Raw genomic sequence first — 17,656 nt, forward strand, 5'->3', positions numbered from 1 at the left:
CCAACGCCTACCTTTGCCCTATGCACCCACATTTACAGCCCCTCTCCCTGCCTGACGCCGAGGTGTACTTTGCCCCGGCGTTTGTGCCTGCGCCGCAGCGCGACGTGTACTTGGAGCGGCTGCTGCAGGAGGTAAACTGGCAGCAGGAAAGTATAAAGCTGTTCGGTAAACTACAGCCCATGCCGCGCCTCACAGCCTGGTACGGTGACAAAGGCTATACTTACTCGGGGCTGGAAAACAAGCCGCAGCCGTGGCTCCCGCTGCTACAGGAGCTCCGGGAGCGCGTGCAGGAGGCCAGCGGGCGGGCGTACAACAGCGTTCTCCTGAACCTGTACCGGAGCGGGCAGGACAGCATGGGCTGGCATTCGGACAACGAGCCGGAGTTAGGGCAGGAGCCAAGTATAGCCAGTCTGAGCCTGGGGGGCGAGCGCCGCTTCGCGCTCAAACACCGCAGCCGAAAAGACATCGCGCCTGTTCGCATCATCCTCAGCCACGGCAGTTTACTGCTAATGCAGGGGCCAACGCAGCACCACTGGCTGCACCACATCCCTAAAACAGCCAAAGCCGTACAACCACGCATCAACCTCACGTTCCGGTACGTGAAAGGCTGACAGGTTTGCCAAAACGCTCCGGAAACCGTTACTTTACGCCAACAAGAGGCTCTGCCTGATAAACTATGACCGAGAGAAAGAACATCGCCATCATGGGAGCTGGTTTGGTTGGCTCGCTGCTGTCTTTGTACCTGGCCAAGCGCGGCCACAAGGTAGACCTGTACGAGCGGCGCCCCGACCTGCGTAAAACGTCTGTGGATGGCGGCCGTTCGATAAACCTGGCCCTCAGCGACCGTGGCTGGCGCGCGCTCAAAGGCATCGGTATAGAAGAGGATGTGCGCAAGGTGGCAATACCCATGTACGGCCGCATGATGCACGACGAGCAGGGCAACCTGACCTACCAGCCGTATGGCAAGGAGGGGCAGGCGATATACTCCGTATCCCGGGGAGGGCTGAACATGGCCCTGATGAACCTCTCGGAGCCAAACCCCGACATTACGTACCACTTCGGCCGGCAGGCCATGGACGTGAACCTGCACAGCAACGAGGTGCAGTTGCGCAACATAGAAACTGGCAGCGTGGAAACGGTGCAGCCCGACTTGCTTTTTGGGGCAGACGGGGCTTTCTCGGTCGTGCGCGGGGCGATGCAGAAAACGGAGCGGTACGACTACCAGCAGAGCTACCTGGAGTACGGCTACAAAGAACTGACCATACCTGCCACGGCCGACGGCGGTTGGGTGATCGAAAAGAACGCGTTGCACATCTGGCCGCGCGGCAACTACATGATGATCGCCCTGCCGAACTTCGACGGGAGCTTTACCTGTACGTTGTTTTTTCCTTACGAAGGCGAGCGTTCATTTGCCTCCATCAAAAGTGAGGAAGATTTACTGGCCTTTTTCCGGGAGGTGTTCCCGGATGCGGTGCCGCTGATGCCGGATCTGGCCCAGGAGTACTTCTCACACCCTGTCGGCTCACTGGTGACGATTAAGTGCTTCCCATGGAGCCATAAGGGGAAATCTTTGCTGATTGGCGACGCCTGCCATGCCGTGGTGCCGTTTTATGGACAGGGCATGAACGCTGGTTTCGAAGATATAACCGTGCTGGACCAGATGCTGGACACATTTGACGGGGAGGACTGGGAGGAGCTGTTCCATCGCTTTGAGCGCACCCGCAAGCCCAACGCCGACGCCATTGCCGACCTGGCCGTGATGAACTTCATCGAGATGCGCGACAAAGTAGCCGACCCGCGCTTCCTGCTCCGCAAAAAGATCGAGGCCAGGATTTCAGAGCAGTACCCGGGCAAGTGGCTAACGCTTTATACCATGGTTACCTTCTCGGAGCTACCGTACTCCTACGCCCTGGAAACCGGCAAGGTGCAGGACAGGATCATGAAGCAGGTAATGAAGCACATCAAGAGCGTAGACGACTACAACAAACCGGAGGTACAGCAACTGATAGAGCGGGAGCTGCTCAAGAAGGAAAAGCTGAGCTAGTATCAGGCCTGGCCAGCAACCGAGCCAAGCGCTAAGTGCCAGCCCTTCTCTGTGGCTTACCACCACACCTTCCTTTGCCGCTTACCGTAGCTCCAGCTTTAGCCACTGTTCAACCAGGCGGTGTATTTGTTGCTTTCAGCCTATCGAGGTATCCCCGGCTCACGCGGAAGAATGGCAAGGCCTTTATCAGTGCTGCACTTAAGGAAAGCACCCTTTTCAAAGCTAAAGAGGAGCCTACGCCTTCGACTGGAGTCTCTTTATTCTTACCACAAAAAGGCTTCTGCAGCTTTTCCTCCCTTCAGTAGTGGCATGGCCCAAGGGCGGTATATGCCTGTGTACACCTGTGCCTCATAGGCTTCGCTTAAAGTTGCACAGCTTATTAAGCTTAAGAACCTGATGCATTCCAAAGCGGCATCTCCTGGCGAAGAGGATAGCTCCCCCACCTCGCCAGGAGATGCCGCTACACAACTATTTTAAACTAAATCTGGTATATCCAAGAGTGTAAGAGCGAGACAGAGAGCTTTTATAAGTCAGTTTATCCACCTCGTAATTTTTAAATCCTGAACTTTATGAATCTTAAGAATAAATTGAAAGCTACTGCTGTAGCCGTACTACTACTGGGTACTTCTGCGTTTGGAGGCGCAGCAATGGCACAGCAAACCACTCCGCCCGCCCAGCAAGGGCAAACGCAGCAGAACTTCACAGATGCGGAGCTGCAGCAGTTTGCAGATGCCAGTGCACGCCTGATGGCTGTTCAGCAGGAGGGCGAAAAGAAGATGATGGGCATCCTGCAGGAAGAAAACCTGAGCATCGACAAGTTCAACGAAATGGCACAGGCACACCAGCAGCAGCAGCTGGACCAGGTAGAGGCCACCACCGAGGAAAAAGCGGCTTTTAACAAAGCGGCCCAGCGCATGATAGAAATGCAGCCGGAGATGCAGAAAAATGTGGAGGCGGCTATTCAGAAAGACGGCATGTCGCTCGATAAGTATGAGCAGATTATGATTGCTTACCGCCAGAACGAGGCGCTGCAACAACGGGTGAACGAGATGATGATGCAGGACCAGAAATAGCACGGCCCTCTTGATAACAGAAAGCCCCGCCAAACATAGCTTTGGCGGGGCTTTTATACTTTGCAGGCGCGGTGTTTACTGCTGCTGCTCTTGCTGGGCGGGTTCCTGGCCGTGGGCAAACTCCACAATGCGGAAGGTCCTGGCCTTACGGTCGTAGTAACCGTAGTGCAGCTTATCGCCGTAGCGGTACACCGTCTGGAACTCAGGCTCCTGCTTCAGGTTGCGCTCATACTGCTCCACCCGCTCCTGTAGCACGTCTACTTCGCCTTCTTGCTCTACCTTGTTCAGGCTATTGGCGTCCAGCATGCTGTGGAAGTAGGTGCTGATGCCTGGGCCTGTCGGCAAGCCGTCGCTCTGGCCATACGGGTCGTAGAAATAACGGCTGTAGTAAGGCGAGTTAAGGTAATAGCTTGGGATGTTGTAAGCCGGTGTCCAGCGGCCGGGGATCAGGGCAAGCCCACGCGGTGTGCGCACATAGCGGTCTGGCGTGCGCACCATGCGGCTGCGGTCCTGGTTGCCGTTTCGCTCACGCGGCGCTTTATAGGAGCCGATGGTCAGCTGCAGTGTGCTGTCGCTGTAAGTGTCCACTGTAATGGCGGGCACCCCGCTGGCCAGGCTCTTCATCACCTTGTCCTGCTTTTCGATGATCTCGTCTCCGGACGAGAACAGGCCGCCGGAGCCGCGCTGGTGTACAGGCGTGGACTTGATGGCGATCTCCTCGTTGTCCGTATAGTTATACTCCTTTAGTGGCTGCAGCGTGTTAAAGTCGTAGGCTGTCAGTTTAAACTTATCCTTCTCCAGGTTCACCCTAAAGAGCTTGTCCTGGTAGAGAAAGGAGTTAAAGCTTGGCGAGTTGCGCTGCTCCACTGCCGGCAGGGTGCGGTAGTTCGTCTGGCCGGTGTTCCAGTCCAGCGTCAGGATTTCGGTGGTGGCAGCATCGCCGCCTTTGCCGCGCAGTTCATAGGCATCGAAGATCATGTGCAGCTTATCGCCGCGGGAGTAAATCTTGCTGCGGTGATGGCCGGTAAACACGTTGCGCTCCAGGTCGGGGTGCACGTAGATCATGCCAGACTCTCGGGCGTAGCGGTCTCGGGTGCGGGGCAGCTGGTCTGTTTTAAACAGTTTATGCTCCATGGTCGCCACCTGCTGGTCCGAGTCGCGGTAAAGGTGGAAGTTGCTGTCTTTATCGGTGTAGAGCATGTAGAAGTGCTCGTCATCCCCGAAGCCGCCTACGAAGTTCACGTTGCGGTCCAGCTGCAGCTGCACGTCCTGCAGGCTGCGGAAAGCCCCAGTCCGGCGGTTTACGGCAAAAGGGCGCACATACTCGCGGCGGCCGTTGGTGTAACGGCTGTAGAAGATGAATTCATCATGTGTTACACGCGTGCCCAGAATCTGCGGGTCTTTTGAGTAGCGGTACGGAATCTGGTGCTGCGCCAGCTTCTCCCCGTTCGGAGAGAGCAGCACAAAGTTCAGGTCGCCGCCCTGGTAATAGTACATGGCCACGTTACCGTTATCGTCTGCCACAGATACAAGGTCCTCTGCACGGTTCATTGGCAGTTCTATATTGGCGAACTCTTTCTGGGCATTGGCCGCCGTGGCAAAGGCCCCCACAAAGAGTAGGCTGAAGAGTAGTTTACGCATAATATAAAAGGTTGAGATATATGATTTTACAACGTGCAAATACTTGGCCAAAGTATAAAAATATACAGGCAAAGCGCCAGAAAAATTAGTAGCTCCTGCTGCTTTGCCTGTCAGGCTTTATATTGTAAAAATACGTTATTATGGCATAGCATAAGTTAACGCCAAGTACAGGCTGTGAACAAGATGTAGCCTGTGCCGTGTTAATTGAAGTAGTTTTACATGGTAACAGGTAGAGTCAAGCCCCAAACAACAACTTCTTTCCCTTCATGTTTGCCAGGTACAATCTGGACTGCCCTATTGAACGCTTCTGTAATCTCTTGTTGAGCAGCTGCATTCCTTTTAGGGCCCACTATTTCTGCATCAAGCTTTCCGTCCTTGCCAAAGTATAAGGACAGGGGGAGGAGGGTGGTGCCCGCCCTAAACTGCTTGCGCAGCACCTTGGACTTCTTAAGCTCGCTGAGTATTGACTTTTCAAGTGTCTTGTTCAAGCCTTTGCCGTTTAATATATCTTCAGGAACAGAGCTTAGCACTACTTTGGGCACTACATCCATATCTTCAAAGTGCATGGTGTCAGCAAAGGCGATCTTCTCTTGTAACTGCTCCTTCAGCAGATTGGCAGCGTCTCTGTCACGCATTCTTACGCAGGCTTGTAGAAGTTCAATTGCTTTGTCTTTATTGCCGAGGTCAAAGTTAATTACCGCCAGGTTATACATGGCGTCCTTATGTCTCGGATTCAGTGCTATTACCTTCTCAAATTCAGAGGCTGTTGCTTTTGTTTGCTGCTGTTCATACAGCTGGAGTGCATAAGCGTAGGTTGCTTCAACTTGGTTTTTCTCCTGGGCAAATAGCTGTGAGGAAATAGCAACTACAGCTATGGCTGTGAGCAAGGCTCTTATCATTTTGTCGTTCTTATTACAATTAACTAACAGCTACTGCGAAGCGCCCTCCGCGCTCCTGTAATTTAACCAGGCGGCCTTGCCCTTATTTGCGGCTGATGCAAAGGCCTAAGGAAACCTGAAACACCTGGTTCTTGATTTTTCCTTCCTCGTCGTTCAGGTTAAACAACCCGATCTGGTGGCGGGCACTGACGGTGAACTTGCTCTCGTTGCCAAAGGACAGCCCGTAGGCCAGCCCAAAGTCTTGCCCATTGCCATTGTACTGCGCCGGGTAACTATCTGTCTCTACCTTGCTGGAAAGCAAAAGCGCGGCATACGGCCCTGCCTGCACACTGAAAGCCGGTGCGGGGAAAACCTTCAACATAATGGGTACTGTTACATAGTGCAGGCGCAGGTGCCCGTTTTCAATCGCTGCGCCCTGGGCAGAATAGTAGACTTCAGGCTGGATACCGAAATGCTGCGACTCCATGTAAAGGGCGTAGAGGCCCCCGTGGAAGCCGGCCTGTGTAGAGGTGCCTTCTGCGTCGCCGGTGAAGTTGCTGAGGTTGGCCCCTGCTTTCACCCCGAAGTACTTGGCTTGAGCCGGGGCCGCACCGGAGCTCTGAGAAAAACCTTTGCCCGCCAGGAACAGAAGCAGGAGAAAAGCAGTGTAAAATTTCTTCATATTTTATCTGTATTAGAGGCTAAAAGAAAAGGTACGGAATTTCTGCCAACTGTTCTCCACAAAAAAAGCCCGGCTAACGTATAGCCGGGCTCTCCTGTAAGTATGATCTTGCTTAAAACTCTGCGTTCTGCGGTGTTCTCGGGAAAGGGATCACGTCGCGGATGTTGCCCATACCTGTTACGAACTGCACCACGCGCTCAAAGCCAAGCCCGAAGCCTGCGTGCGGGCAGCCACCGAAGCGGCGGGTATCCAGGAACCACCACATGTCATCCGGGTTAATGCCCACAGATTTCATGCGCTCCACCAGCACGTCCATGCGCTCCTCGCGCTGCGAACCGCCTACGATCTCCCCGATGCCCGGGGCAAGTATGTCCATGGCTGCCACGGTTTTGCCATCGTCGTTCAGGCGCATGTAGAAAGCCTTGATATCCTTAGGATAATCCGTTACGATGACCGGCTTTTTAAAGTGCTTCTCTACCAGGTAGCGCTCGTGTTCGCTTTGCAGGTCAATGCCCCAGCTAACGTCGTACTGGAATTTCTTTTTCTTGTAATGGTTCGAGTTCAGGAGAATGTCAATCGCCTCGGTATAAGTAATGCGCTCAAAGTCGTTGTTCACCACCATTTCCAGCTTCTCGATCAGCGTCATTTCCTGGCGCTCGTTCTGCGGCTTGCTCTTATCCTCTTCCGCCTGGCGCTGCGCCAGGAACTCAATGTCCTCGCGGTTGTTCTCCAGGGCGTAGCGGATAACGTACTTGATAAACTCCTCCGCCAAGTCAGCGTTCATTTTCAGGTCGTAGAAAGCCATCTCCGGCTCAATCATCCAGAACTCTGCCAGGTGGCGCGTCGTGTTGGAGTTTTCGGCACGGAACGTCGGGCCGAACGTATAGATATCGCTGAAGGCCATGGCAGCCACTTCGCCCTCCATCTGCCCGGAAACCGTCAGGTTGGTGGCGCGGCCGAAGAAATCCTCCTCAAAGTTAATGTTGCCGTCTTCGGTGCGTGGCGGGTTGTTCAGGTCCAGGGTGGTTACCTGGAACATCTCCCCGGCACCCTCTGCGTCGGAAGCCGTGATGATCGGGGTGTGCATGTATACAAAGCCCTTCTCGTTGAAGAATTTATGCACCGCAAAAGCCATGGCGTTACGCACACGGAACACAGCGCCAAACGTGTTGGTACGGAAGCGCAGGTGCGCAATTTCGCGCAGGAACTCGAGCGAGTGCGCCTTTTTCTGCAGCGGGTATGCCTCCGGGTCGGCTTTGCCCAGCACCTCTATGCTTGTCGCCTGGATTTCGTAGGCCTGGCCCTTGCCCTGCGAGGCTACCAGCTCGCCGGTTACGGCAATGGCGGCACCGGTGGTCACGTCTTTCAGTGCCTCCTCGGGAAACTTCTCCGCCTCGGCTACTACCTGCAGGTTATTTATGGTGGAGCCGTCGTTTACGGCAATGAAGTTCACATACTTGTTGCCGCGCTTCGTGCGCACCCAGCCTTTCAGCAGGACCTCTTTGCCCACCTCGGCACCCTGTAGCAAATCTTTAACTTTTGTGCGTTGCATGTATATGGTTGTTTTGGAGTATCAGGCCGTAAGTAGCAAGATACAAGACTACGGGTACATTCTTAATGCTTTGCTAGCCATTTAATTGCTGCAAAAGCGTTGCCCGGCTTGTAAAGGAAAACCGCTGCAGCCGCAACTCCTGCTGTTGGTTGCAGTGCCAGTTTGCCCTCTAAGTCTTGTGCCTTAGGCCCTGATACTGACGTTTTCTGGAAAATCCCTCAAAGTAACGATAATTTAACCTTTTTTGTAAATGCGAGTAAAATTATCCTAAATTTGGAAGTGCGCACAAGGGCGCGGATTTTTGGTTAAAAACTATGCAGCGACTCGATTTAAGACAACTTTTATCCCAGAAGCTATCGCCGCAGCAGATACAATTTATCAAGCTGCTGCAGATACCTACTGCCGAGTTGGAGATGCGCATTAAAGAGGAGCTGGAGATAAACCCTGCCCTGGAGGAAGGCCGCGAGGAACCTGCCGAAGAGTACAGCGAGTCGGATGAGTACGACAGTGACGAGGACTACAGCAAAGACGAGGACCTTGACCTAAACGACTACCTGAACGACGACGAGATCAGCGGCTACAAAATGCAGGGCGACCGTGGCGGCGACGATGAGGACAAGGAGATGCCGATTGCCATGACCTCGACCCTCACCGACGCCCTGATGGACCAGCTCGGCTTCCTGAACCTGGACGACAAGCAGTACAACATAGGCATGCAGCTTATCGGCAGCATCGACCACGACGGGTATATCCGCCGCGACCTGAGCTCCATTGCCAACGACCTCGCCTTTTCGCAGAACATCGAAACATCCGAGGAGGAGATAGAGCAGGTGCTGCACCTGATTCAGAGCTTTGACCCTGCCGGTATCGCGGCCCGTGATCTGCCGGAGTGCCTGTTGCTCCAGCTGGAGCGCCGGGAGCAGGACCAGACCACCGTGCTTGCCGAGCGCATCATTCGGGAGTCCTTCGATGAATTCACCAAAAAGCACTACTCCAGAATCCAGAGCAAGTTTGGCATCAGCGAGGAGGAGTTAAAGAAGGCCGTTGACCTGATTGTGCGCCTGAACCCGAAACCGGGCGGAGCTGGCGCCAGCATGACACGCGTACAGTACATCATTCCGGATTTTATACTTACCAACAACAACGGGCAGCTGGAGCTGTCGCTGAACTCGCGCAACGCGCCGGACCTGCGCATCAGCCGTTCCTATTCTGATATGTTCGATGCCTATGACAAGTCGGACAAGAAGGACAAGAAGCTGAAGGAAACAGTGACTTTTGTGAAGCAGAAGCTGGATGCGGCCAAGTGGTTTATCGATGCCATCCGCCAGCGCCAGAACACGCTGCTGCGCACCATGGAGGCCATCATCAAGTACCAGCACGACTTCTTTCTGGAGGGGGATGAAAGCGAATTGCGCCCGATGATCCTGAAGGACATTGCCGAGGAGATTGGCATGGACATTTCTACCGTTAGCCGTGTGGCCAACAGCAAAGCCGTGCAGACGGAGTTCGGGATTTACCCGCTGAAGTACTTCTTCTCGGAAGGCATTGCCACCGACTCCGGCGAAGATGCCAGCAGCCGCGAAGTAAAGCACATCCTCAAGGAGATCATCGACAACGAGAGCAAGCGCAAACCACTCTCCGATGAAAAGATAGAGAAGCTCCTGAACGAGAAAGGCTATAACATTGCCCGCCGCACCGTTGCCAAGTATAGAGAGCAGCTGAACATCCCGGTAGCCCGCCTGCGCAAAGAGCTGTAGCTTTCAGTTAATGATGAATGCTGAATTATAAATGATGGATTCGGCAGGAGAGAGGAATGACTACATTCCCTCCGCTGGCCCCGCACCTGGCGCAAGCGTCCGCCTGTGCCCCAGCTAATTACTGTTACTGTTACTGTTACTGTTACTGGCGCAAGTCTTCAGACTTGTGACTTACTATAGTATCGAGTTTGCAACTCGACTGGCTTGCAAAGCCACACTTACACCTGCTATTTACCAAAAGTTGAGTCTTTTACTTCCCTGGCGCAAGCGTCCGCTTGTGCCTTAGGCTACCCCTGCTTATACTTCCATAGCCTCTGCTTTCTATAACCTCAACCAAGCTATTCTTTTCCAGCTCCCGTTCATCCTCCAGCTCCCACTCACCTATTGTTTCACCTTTGGCTCTGGAGCGCTCACGGCTGGGGTAGGGGCCCTATGTGAGCGGGGCCTCGTCTTCCCGCATCGCGCTGTGCAATTGAAGCTGCCCTCGCTCCGCTGCGGGCTACCCTTACGGGCACCGCATCACTCTCGAGGCACTCAACCCAAGGACTGGGAACAGTTCAGATAGCTTCTGCAGACAGATCTCCAACCAGTTTCCCACTCCTGTTTTAGGGACTAGAGCCGACTTCTTTTACCAGCCAAGGTCCTTCTTTCTAACCTGAGCCATAGCTGCCTACGTACACCGGCCTGTATGGAACAGGAAAAACAAGCAAGGGTATCTTTTGAAGAACTAAGGGCACAGTTTAAAAAGGTGCTGCTGAAAAACGGCTTTAGCGAGGAAAAAGCTGCGCTTTGTGCCCAGGTGTTTGCGGAAAACAGCCGGGACGGAGTGTACTCCCATGGCCTGAACCGTTTTCCGGTGTTTGTGCAGATGGTGAAGGACGGTATTATAAGTACAGACGCCGAACCTGAGCAAATAAACCAGCATGGGGTAGTGGAGCAGTGGGATGGAAATATGGCTCCCGGCGTGTACGTTGCCATAAAAGCAACTGCGCGAGCGATAGAGCTGGCAAAGAAAAACGGCATGGGCTGCGTAGCGGTGCGTAACACGAACCACTGGATGCGTGGGGGCACGTATGGCTGGCAAGCTGCTGATGCCGGCTGTATCTGTATCTGCGCCACAAACTCCATTGCCAACATGCCTCCCTTTGGCGGCAAAGATCCGCGGCTGGGCAACAACCCGCTGGTAATAGCTGTACCCCGAAAAGAAGGCCACCTGGTGCTGGACATGGCTATCTCGCAGTTCTCGTACGGCAAAATGCAGGAGTATGAACTCAAAGGAGAGCAGCTGCCGGTAGACGGGGGCTTTGATAAAGAGGGCAACAGCACCAAAGACCCCGGCAAGATAAGAGAGTCAGAAAGGCCGCTGCCCATTGGTTTCTGGAAAGGCTCAGGCTTATCTTTTATGCTGGATGTGCTGGTGGCGTCCCTTAGCGGTGGGCGTAACGTGGCAGAGGTTACCAAGAGTGGCAACGAAGCAGGCGTATCGCAGTTTTTCCTGTGCCTGGATGCTGAGAACGTAGAGGAAGCCATACTTAACAGCATCGTGGACTATACCAAAAGCAGCCGGCCAGCCGAAGGAAAGGGCGACATCCGTTACCCCGGGGAGGGCACGCTTAACACCCGCCGGGAAAACGAGAAAGAAGGCATTCCGGTAAGCCAGGAAATGTGGCAGAAGGTACAGGACCTGTTGTAGCGCAGTCCGCAGCAAAACATAAAGCAGTAGCAGCGGGTATAGCGTTATGTTAATGCTTTACTTTACCTTAGTGCCCATTCATAATTTCTAATCTATAACTCAGAACTCAAATAGTGAACCGTTCGCTTGCGCAGGTGCTGTCAGTACTGTTTCACCCGCTGTTGCTACCCACGTACCTCTTCGCAGTTATACTTTATTACATGCCGTCGTCCATGCTCACGCTGCCCCTGCAGGTGCGCTGGGTCGTGCTGGCCATGATCTTCTTCACCACGTGCCTTATACCTGGGGCCGCAGCCGTGGTAATGGTGCGCTTCGGGCAGCTCGACTCCGTTGAGATGAGGCGGCGCGAGCAGCGGGCCCTGCCGTTGCTGTTCACCGCTATTTGCTACGCCGCCACCACCTTTCTGCTCTACCGCGAGTCCGCTTACGATGCCATTTTCTACTTTGTGATGGGCATTATTGCCGCCTCTGTTTTTCTGACCTTCGCCATTTCGCAGTTCTGGAAGATAAGTGCGCACAGTGTGGGCATGGGCGGCGGCCTTGGCCTGCTGCTGGTGCTAAACAACCTGGCGCCGGAGGCAATGCTCGTCTTCCCGATTGCCATTGCCATTTTCCTGACAGGGGCGGTGCTGTCGGCGAGGCTGGCGCTTCAGGCGCACACGCCGGCGCAGGTGTATGCCGGCTTCGGCAGCGGGTTTCTGCTGGCGCTCTCCGCGGCAACGGTGGCGCTGTACTAAAGAGGCATCCGGGCAAGTACAAACCGCTTGTCTGTGATAGCCTGCGTTGCTGAAGGAAGGCTCCGAGGTGCTGCGGCAGGAGGGTTGGCTTACCTTGCAGATCAGGCCGTATTTCTTATCTTTGATAAAACAACGAAATCATTATACACATGAACTACGAGTGTCTTTTATATGATGTGCAGGAAGGGGTAGCCACCATCACCCTGAACCGCCCCGATGTTTTCAACGCCTTCAACGACCAGCAAAGCTATGACCTGCAGGATGCCCTGAAACAGGTAAGCCGCGACGAGAAGGTGCGTGTGGTCGTGCTGACGGGGGCCGGCAAGGCCTTTTGCTCAGGGCAGGACTTGAAGGCAATCGCCGGTGCCAGCAAGCGAGACCTGTCTGAGTCGCTGGAGAAGCGCTACAACCCCATCATTAGAGCGATGCGCAACCTGCCAAAGCCTATTATTGGCAAGCTAAATGGCGTGGCGGCCGGTGCCGGCTGCTCCCTTGCCCTGGCCTGTGACCTGGTGGTGGCCTCCACGGCGGCAAGTATGATTGAGGTGTTTGTAAACGTAGGCCTGGTGCTGGACTCGGGCTCCTCGTTCTTCCTGCCGCGTGCCGTGGGCTCGCTAAAGGCGTTTGAGCTGAGCACCCTGGGCTCCAAAGTATCGGCAGAGGAAGCGCTGCAGCTGGGCATGGTAAACAAGGTGGTGGCGCCGGAAGAGTTGGATGCTGCCGTGGCCGAACTTGCCGCCCGCTATGCCTCTGGCCCAACCAAAGCCATTGGCCTGATGAAGAAGATGCTGAACAAATCCTTCAGCTCCACCCTGGATGAAATGCTGGACTATGAGGCGCACTGCCAGAAGATAGCCGGTAACTCCGAAGACTACAAAGAGGGCGTAACCGCCTTTAATGAAAAGCGCCGGCCACAGTTTAAAGGTGCCTGAGTAAGGTGCGGGGATAGCGCGAAACGTATAAAACGTATAACAGGAGAGCCAGGCAGTATTGCCTGGCTTCTTTACTTCGTGTACTTTGCTGGGCTACGCCCGTACTTCATAAGTAAAGGTGTGTTGTGCCATGCCGCTCAAAGCACTCATGCCTACACAGCACAAGGGTGGAGAAATGAGTGCACCTGGCGTAGGTTTGGTCCATCGTTCACTAAATGCGCCAGCTTCTAAGCAGAGGCTGGCGCATTTTTTTTGCTGCTTCTGCTTAAAGGCGGAGAGAAAAGCAGTGTCAGGCAGAGCCTGCCGGCAATTGTAGAACTCTGTGGCAACGAAGGCGTATACCCACTCTGTTAAAAATGAAACAAGAATCAGATAGTATAAAATTATGAAAAAGATCGCATCAACAGGTTTGATACTGAGTGCTTTCCTATTTGGTATGGCATCTTGTAACCAGGAGCAAGGCGCTGTAGAAGAAGCACAGCAGACAAACGAGCAGCAGGTTGAAGACACAGCTATGGAAGACCAGATGACTAACATCTCTGACTTCATGACGAAGGCTGCCAGCAGCAACATGCTGGAAATCCAGTCGGGGCAGCTGGCTCAGGAAAAGGGGCAGATGCAGGAGGTAAAAGACTTCGGCCAGATGATGGTGACGGAGCACCAGAAAGCCTCAGAGCAAATGAAGCAACTGGCGCAACAGAAAAACATCGTGCTGCCGGATAGCATGAGCCAGGAGCACATGGACAAGCTGCAGAACCTGCGCGACAAAACAGGCAACGAGTTCGACCAGGCGTATATGGACCTGATGGTGAGTTCCCACGAGAACACGGTCAGCCTGTTTGAGGATGCCGCGAACAACATAGAAGACCAGGAGGTGAAGAGCTTCGCAGATGCTACGCTGCCAACGCTGCGCCAGCACCTGGACCGCGCAAAGCAGATCCAAAACAACGTGAATAACAACAAATAGTAACCAAAGTCGGTTTAATTAACTATAATAAAGCATCTGTAAGTCTTATCTTGCAGATGCTTTATGTTTTAAGCCAAGACCATTACCCATGAAAAGAACGATACTGAATTGCCTTGCCGCCCTCGTATGGCTATGCACCGTTACCGCCTGCAGCTCCGACGACAGCATTGAGCAGGCCGCCGAGCAAAGCGTACAGCAGTTTGAGGCGGCTGGTGTGCAGGAGGATATGAGAAACGACGCCCTTTATGCCGCTGAGGCGGCCAGTGCCAGCCTGCTAGAGGTGCAGCTGGGAGAGGCGGCCACCGGCATGGCTGTCAGCCCGGAGGTGAAAGAGCTGGCGCAGGAGATGGTGCAGGCGCACCAAAACATGCTAAACGACCTGCGCGAGGTAGCGACGCAAAGCAACTTTGTTCTGCCTACCACCCTGGGGAACGCCCACCACGAAATGTATGAGCAGGTAACAGAGAAGTCCGGTATAACGTTTGACCTGGCTTACCTCAACCAGATTGTGGCGCTAAACAAGCAACTGGTAGACCGTTACGAGGATATGGCCGAGCACGGGCAGGTGATGGGCCTGAAGCAGTATGCAAGCAAGCAGTTGCCGCTGCTAAGGCGGCATCAGGAGATTTTAGATGAACTGCAGGACTCCATCGACAATATTTAAAAAAAGCCCCCGCTACGAAGGTAGCGGGGGCTTTTTTATGGTTCAGCTTTTTAGAGGGCGCTAGTCTTGCGGGGCTGATGGGCCTTCGGTATAGTGGCTGGTCTTCAGCTCCTCCTCCAGGAAGCGGGAAGTATAGCCTTTTCCCGCCGCCACGACCTCTTCTGGAGTGCCTGCCGCCACAATCGTGCCGCCGCCCTCGCCGCCCTCAGGGCCAATATCAATGACATAGTCCGCCACCTTAATCAGGTCGAGGTTGTGCTCGATGATAAGTACGGTATTGCCCTTGTTGGTAAGTTTGTGTAAAACCTCCGTCAGGTGCTCAATGTCCTGAAAGTGCAGGCCCGTGGTTGGCTCATCCAGGATGTAGAGCGTTTGCCCGGTGTCTTTCTTCGATAGCTCCGTTGCCAGCTTCACACGCTGTGCCTCGCCACCGGAGAGGGTGGTAGCTTGCTGGCCCAGGGTGATGTAGCCTAAACCCACCTCGTTCAGCGTTTGGATCTTGCGCAGGATGCGTGGCTGGCTCTCGAAAAACTCCACCGCCTGCTCCACAGTCATCTCCAGCACATCGGTTATGCTCTTGCCTTTGAAGCGCACCTCCAGCGTTTCGCGGTTGTAGCGCTTGCCTTTGCATACCTCGCACGGCACATACACATCCGGCAGAAAGTTCATCTCTATCGTGCGCATACCCGCGCCTTCGCAGGCTTCGCAGCGCCCGCCCTTCACGTTAAACGAGAAGCGGCCCGGGGTGTAGCCCCTGATCTTGGCCTCCGGCAGCTGCGCAAAAAGGCTGCGGATGTCGGTGAAGACGCCCGTATAGGTGGCCGGGTTGGAGCGCGGCGTGCGGCCAATCGGCGACTGGTCTACCTCTATTACCTTGTCGATATGCTCCAGCCCTTCTATGCTTTTGTAAGGCAGCGGCTCCCGCTTGGCCCGGAAGAAGTGCGTGTTCAGGATTGGGTACAACGTGTCGTGTATCAGCGAGGACTTACCGCTGCCCGATACGCCCGTTACGCAGATCATCTTGCCCAGCGGCAGCTCCAGCGTTACATTTTTCAGGTTATGGCCTGTGGCACCGATCAGCCGGAGCGTCTGGCCTGTTCCCGGGCGTTTTTCGCGCGGCACGGCAATGCCACGGCGGTTGCTCAGGAAGTCGGCAGTGGTGGTGCCGGCGTTCATCATGGTTTCCGGGGTGCCGGCCGTCACGACCTGGCCTCCATGGATGCCTGCGCCCGGTCCGATATCCACCACGTAGTCAGACTGCAGAATCATGTCCTTGTCGTGCTCCACCACAATGATGGAGTTGCCCAGGTCGCGGAGGTCCTTCAGGGCGTTAATCAGGCGCTCGTTGTCGCGCTGGTGCAGGCCTATACTTGGCTCATCCATAATATAGAGCACGCCCACCAGCTGCGTGCCGATCTGCGTGGCCAGGCGAATGCGCTGGCTCTCGCCGCCGGAAAGGGTGCGCACAGGGCGGTGCAGGCTCAGGTAGTCCAGGCCCACATCCAGCAAAAAGCCAATGCGCTTGCGGATTTCCTTCAGCAGCTCTTTGGCGATTACATTCTGGCGCTCGCTCATCCTGTCTTCCAGCGCCTCAAACCAGGCGGCCAGCTTGGTAATGTCCAGCACAGACAGCTCCCCGATGTTCTTATCCGCGATCTTGAAGTGCAGCGACTCCTTTTTCAGGCGATAGCCGTTACACTCGGGGCAGGTGGTGGTTTGGGTAAAGTCCTCTACCCAGGAGCGGATGCTGTCGGAGTCGGACTCCATCTGGTTTTTCAGGAAGTTGATAATGCCCTCAAACTCCACCACATAGTTGCCCTTTTTGGTTTTTACCTCCAGGTCTTCCTCCAGGCCATAGAGCAGTACCTGCAGCAGGTCCTCCGGCAGGTCTTTTATCGGGGTGGCCACCGAGGCCTTAAAGTGCTTAAACAGCGCCTCGATCTGCTTAAATATCCAGATGTCGCGGTACTCGCCCAGCGGGGCAATACCCCCGCGGCGTATGCTTAGCTCTTTGTCCGGAATAACGGTTTCCTCCGTGATCTCCTGTATCTCTCCCAGGCCGTTACACACCGGGCAGGCGCCGTAAGGGGAGTTAAAGGAGAAGGAGTTCGGGGCCGGATCGTCGTAGGCGATACCGGTGGCGGGGTCCATGAGGTGGCGCGAAAAGAAGTGTGTCTTGTCGGCGTCCGCATCCAGGATCAGCGCCGTGCCCTTGCCGTGCGTGAGCGCATTCTGGATAGAGCCGGAGAGGCGGAAGCGGTCCTCCTCCTTCACCACGATCTTGTCGATCACGATCTCTATGTCGTGGATCTTGTAGCGGTCCACCTGCATCTTCGGGGCGATCTCCACCAGTTCGCCGTCCACGCGGGCCCGGATAAAGCCCATCTTGCGGATCTGCTGGAACAGCTCACGGTAGTGGCCCTTACGGCCCTTTACCACCGGGGCCAGCACCACAATGCGCTTGCCGTCGAAGTTCTCGAGGATGTGGTTAACGATCTGGTCATCGCTCTGGCGCACCATCTTCTCACCGGTTACATAGCTATAGGCCTCGGCGGTGCGGGCCCACAGCAGGCGCATAAAGTCGTAGATTTCGGTGATGGTGCCTACGGTAGAGCGGGGGTTGCGGCTGGTGGTTTTCTGCTCAATGGAGATGACCGGCGACAGCCCCTCGATCTTGTCGACGTTGGGGCGCTCCAGGCCACCCATAAAGGAGCGGGCGTAGGCCGAGAAAGTCTCCATGTAGCGGCGCTGCCCCTCGGCGTAGATCGTATCGAAAGCCAGCGAGGACTTGCCGGAGCCACTGATGCCGGTAAAAACGACCAGCTTGTAGCGCGGCAGCTTGATAGAGATGTTCTTAAGGTTATGTTCGCGGGCGCCGTATACTTCAATCTGCTGTGCATCGCCGTTTGAGCCGGGCATAACGGCAGAAGTATCGGTGCCGGTGGTAGTGGTTGGTTGCTCCTGGTTTAAAGCCATTCGAAATGGGTTGTTCTTAAATAGCAAAGTTACACAATCTTAGGCTTCTGCTGCTGCAAA

General features: G+C 54.8%; 14 protein-coding genes. 9 read left to right on the forward strand and 5 right to left on the reverse strand.

Annotated features, from left to right (window positions below; all coding sequences use genetic code 11):
* Positions 1-20: 20 nt before the first annotated feature.
* From CA264_RS18085 to CA264_RS18095, 3 genes are all read left to right on the forward strand, one after another.
* Positions 21-611, forward strand: a complete 591-nt coding sequence (locus tag CA264_RS18085) for an alpha-ketoglutarate-dependent dioxygenase AlkB family protein (RefSeq protein WP_025608804.1) — start codon at positions 21-23, stop codon at positions 609-611.
* 65 nt (positions 612-676) lie between these two features.
* Positions 677-2,044, forward strand: a complete 1,368-nt coding sequence (locus tag CA264_RS18090; protein WP_025608805.1) for an FAD-dependent oxidoreductase — start codon at positions 677-679, stop codon at positions 2,042-2,044.
* A 569-nt stretch (positions 2,045-2,613) separates the two neighbouring features.
* A complete protein-coding gene (locus CA264_RS18095; RefSeq protein ID WP_025608806.1) occupies positions 2,614-3,117 on the forward strand; it encodes a DUF4168 domain-containing protein in 504 nt (167 codons plus the stop codon).
* A gap of 75 nt (positions 3,118-3,192) precedes the next feature.
* On the opposite strand, the gene CA264_RS18100 is transcribed toward CA264_RS18095, so the two are convergent.
* The 4 genes from CA264_RS18100 to asnS form a co-directional block, all read right to left on the reverse strand.
* Positions 3,193-4,758 (reverse strand): hypothetical protein, encoded by a 1,566-nt coding sequence (locus tag CA264_RS18100; RefSeq protein WP_051364514.1) that lies wholly within the window; start codon positions 4,756-4,758, stop codon positions 3,193-3,195.
* A 215-nt stretch (positions 4,759-4,973) separates the two neighbouring features.
* Positions 4,974-5,657, reverse strand: coding sequence for a tetratricopeptide repeat protein (locus tag CA264_RS18105; protein ID WP_025608808.1), 684 nt, complete (start codon positions 5,655-5,657; stop codon positions 4,974-4,976).
* A gap of 82 nt (positions 5,658-5,739) precedes the next feature.
* Positions 5,740-6,318, reverse strand: a complete 579-nt coding sequence (locus CA264_RS18110; RefSeq protein ID WP_025608809.1) for a porin family protein — start codon at positions 6,316-6,318, stop codon at positions 5,740-5,742.
* A 112-nt stretch (positions 6,319-6,430) separates the two neighbouring features.
* The gene (gene asnS, locus CA264_RS18115; RefSeq protein ID WP_036777255.1) at positions 6,431-7,870 is read right to left on the reverse strand and encodes an asparagine--tRNA ligase; all 1,440 of its coding nucleotides are present in this window, start codon (positions 7,868-7,870) and stop codon (positions 6,431-6,433) included.
* A gap of 314 nt (positions 7,871-8,184) precedes the next feature.
* Here asnS and rpoN point away from each other — a divergent pair, with 314 nt between their 5' ends.
* The 6 genes from rpoN to CA264_RS18145 all read left to right on the forward strand — a co-directional run bounded on the left by rpoN (position 8,185) and on the right by CA264_RS18145 (position 14,620).
* Positions 8,185-9,627 carry an RNA polymerase factor sigma-54 gene (rpoN, locus tag CA264_RS18120; RefSeq protein ID WP_025608811.1) on the forward strand — a complete coding sequence of 481 codons (1,443 nt, stop codon included), beginning with the start codon at positions 8,185-8,187 and terminating at the stop codon, positions 9,625-9,627.
* Positions 9,628-10,315: 688 nt separating this feature from the next.
* Positions 10,316-11,320 carry a 3-dehydro-L-gulonate 2-dehydrogenase gene (yiaK, locus tag CA264_RS18125; RefSeq protein ID WP_025608812.1) on the forward strand — a complete coding sequence of 335 codons (1,005 nt, stop codon included), beginning with the start codon at positions 10,316-10,318 and terminating at the stop codon, positions 11,318-11,320.
* A 113-nt stretch (positions 11,321-11,433) separates the two neighbouring features.
* Entirely contained in the window at positions 11,434-12,057 is a 624-nt protein-coding gene (locus CA264_RS18130) for a hypothetical protein (RefSeq protein ID WP_025608813.1), read from the forward strand.
* A 149-nt stretch (positions 12,058-12,206) separates the two neighbouring features.
* The gene (locus CA264_RS18135) at positions 12,207-12,989 is read left to right on the forward strand and encodes an enoyl-CoA hydratase-related protein (RefSeq protein WP_025608814.1); all 783 of its coding nucleotides are present in this window, start codon (positions 12,207-12,209) and stop codon (positions 12,987-12,989) included.
* A 385-nt stretch (positions 12,990-13,374) separates the two neighbouring features.
* Positions 13,375-13,956, forward strand: a complete 582-nt coding sequence (locus tag CA264_RS18140) for a DUF4142 domain-containing protein (RefSeq protein ID WP_025608815.1) — start codon at positions 13,375-13,377, stop codon at positions 13,954-13,956.
* A gap of 88 nt (positions 13,957-14,044) precedes the next feature.
* On the forward strand, positions 14,045-14,620 hold the full coding sequence (locus CA264_RS18145; protein WP_025608816.1) for a DUF4142 domain-containing protein: 576 nt from the start codon (positions 14,045-14,047) through the stop codon (positions 14,618-14,620).
* Between the two features lie 60 nt (positions 14,621-14,680).
* Here CA264_RS18145 and uvrA read toward each other — a convergent pair whose 3' ends face one another.
* A complete protein-coding gene (gene uvrA, locus CA264_RS18150) occupies positions 14,681-17,596 on the reverse strand; it encodes an excinuclease ABC subunit UvrA (protein WP_036777257.1) in 2,916 nt (971 codons plus the stop codon).
* Positions 17,597-17,656: the final 60 nt, after the last annotated feature.

The sequence above is a fragment of the Pontibacter actiniarum genome, from assembly GCF_003585765.1.
GTDB classification, from domain to species: Bacteria; Bacteroidota; Bacteroidia; order Cytophagales; family Hymenobacteraceae; genus Pontibacter; species Pontibacter actiniarum.

Bases quoted from the DNA above. Each gene is read 5' to 3' on its own strand.
- CA264_RS18110 (WP_025608809.1), bottom strand. From the start codon at position 6,318: ATGAAGAAATTTTACACTGCTTTTCTCCTGCTTCTGTTCCTGGCGGGC.
- CA264_RS18140 (WP_025608815.1), top strand. From the start codon at position 13,375: ATGAAAAAGATCGCATCAACAGGTTTGATACTGAGTGCTTTCCTATTT.
- CA264_RS18090 (WP_025608805.1), top strand. From the start codon at position 677: ATGACCGAGAGAAAGAACATCGCCATCATGGGAGCTGGTTTGGTTGGC.
- CA264_RS18145 (WP_025608816.1), top strand. From the start codon at position 14,045: ATGAAAAGAACGATACTGAATTGCCTTGCCGCCCTCGTATGGCTATGC.
- CA264_RS18095 (WP_025608806.1), top strand. From the start codon at position 2,614: ATGAATCTTAAGAATAAATTGAAAGCTACTGCTGTAGCCGTACTACTA.
- rpoN (WP_025608811.1), top strand. From the start codon at position 8,185: ATGCAGCGACTCGATTTAAGACAACTTTTATCCCAGAAGCTATCGCCG.
- asnS (WP_036777255.1), bottom strand. From the start codon at position 7,870: ATGCAACGCACAAAAGTTAAAGATTTGCTACAGGGTGCCGAGGTGGGC.
- CA264_RS18135 (WP_025608814.1), top strand. From the start codon at position 12,207: ATGAACTACGAGTGTCTTTTATATGATGTGCAGGAAGGGGTAGCCACC.
- uvrA (WP_036777257.1), bottom strand. From the start codon at position 17,596: ATGGCTTTAAACCAGGAGCAACCAACCACTACCACCGGCACCGATACT.
- CA264_RS18105 (WP_025608808.1), bottom strand. From the start codon at position 5,657: ATGATAAGAGCCTTGCTCACAGCCATAGCTGTAGTTGCTATTTCCTCA.
- CA264_RS18100 (WP_051364514.1), bottom strand. From the start codon at position 4,758: ATGCGTAAACTACTCTTCAGCCTACTCTTTGTGGGGGCCTTTGCCACG.
- CA264_RS18085 (WP_025608804.1), top strand. From the start codon at position 21: ATGCACCCACATTTACAGCCCCTCTCCCTGCCTGACGCCGAGGTGTAC.
- yiaK (WP_025608812.1), top strand. From the start codon at position 10,316: ATGGAACAGGAAAAACAAGCAAGGGTATCTTTTGAAGAACTAAGGGCA.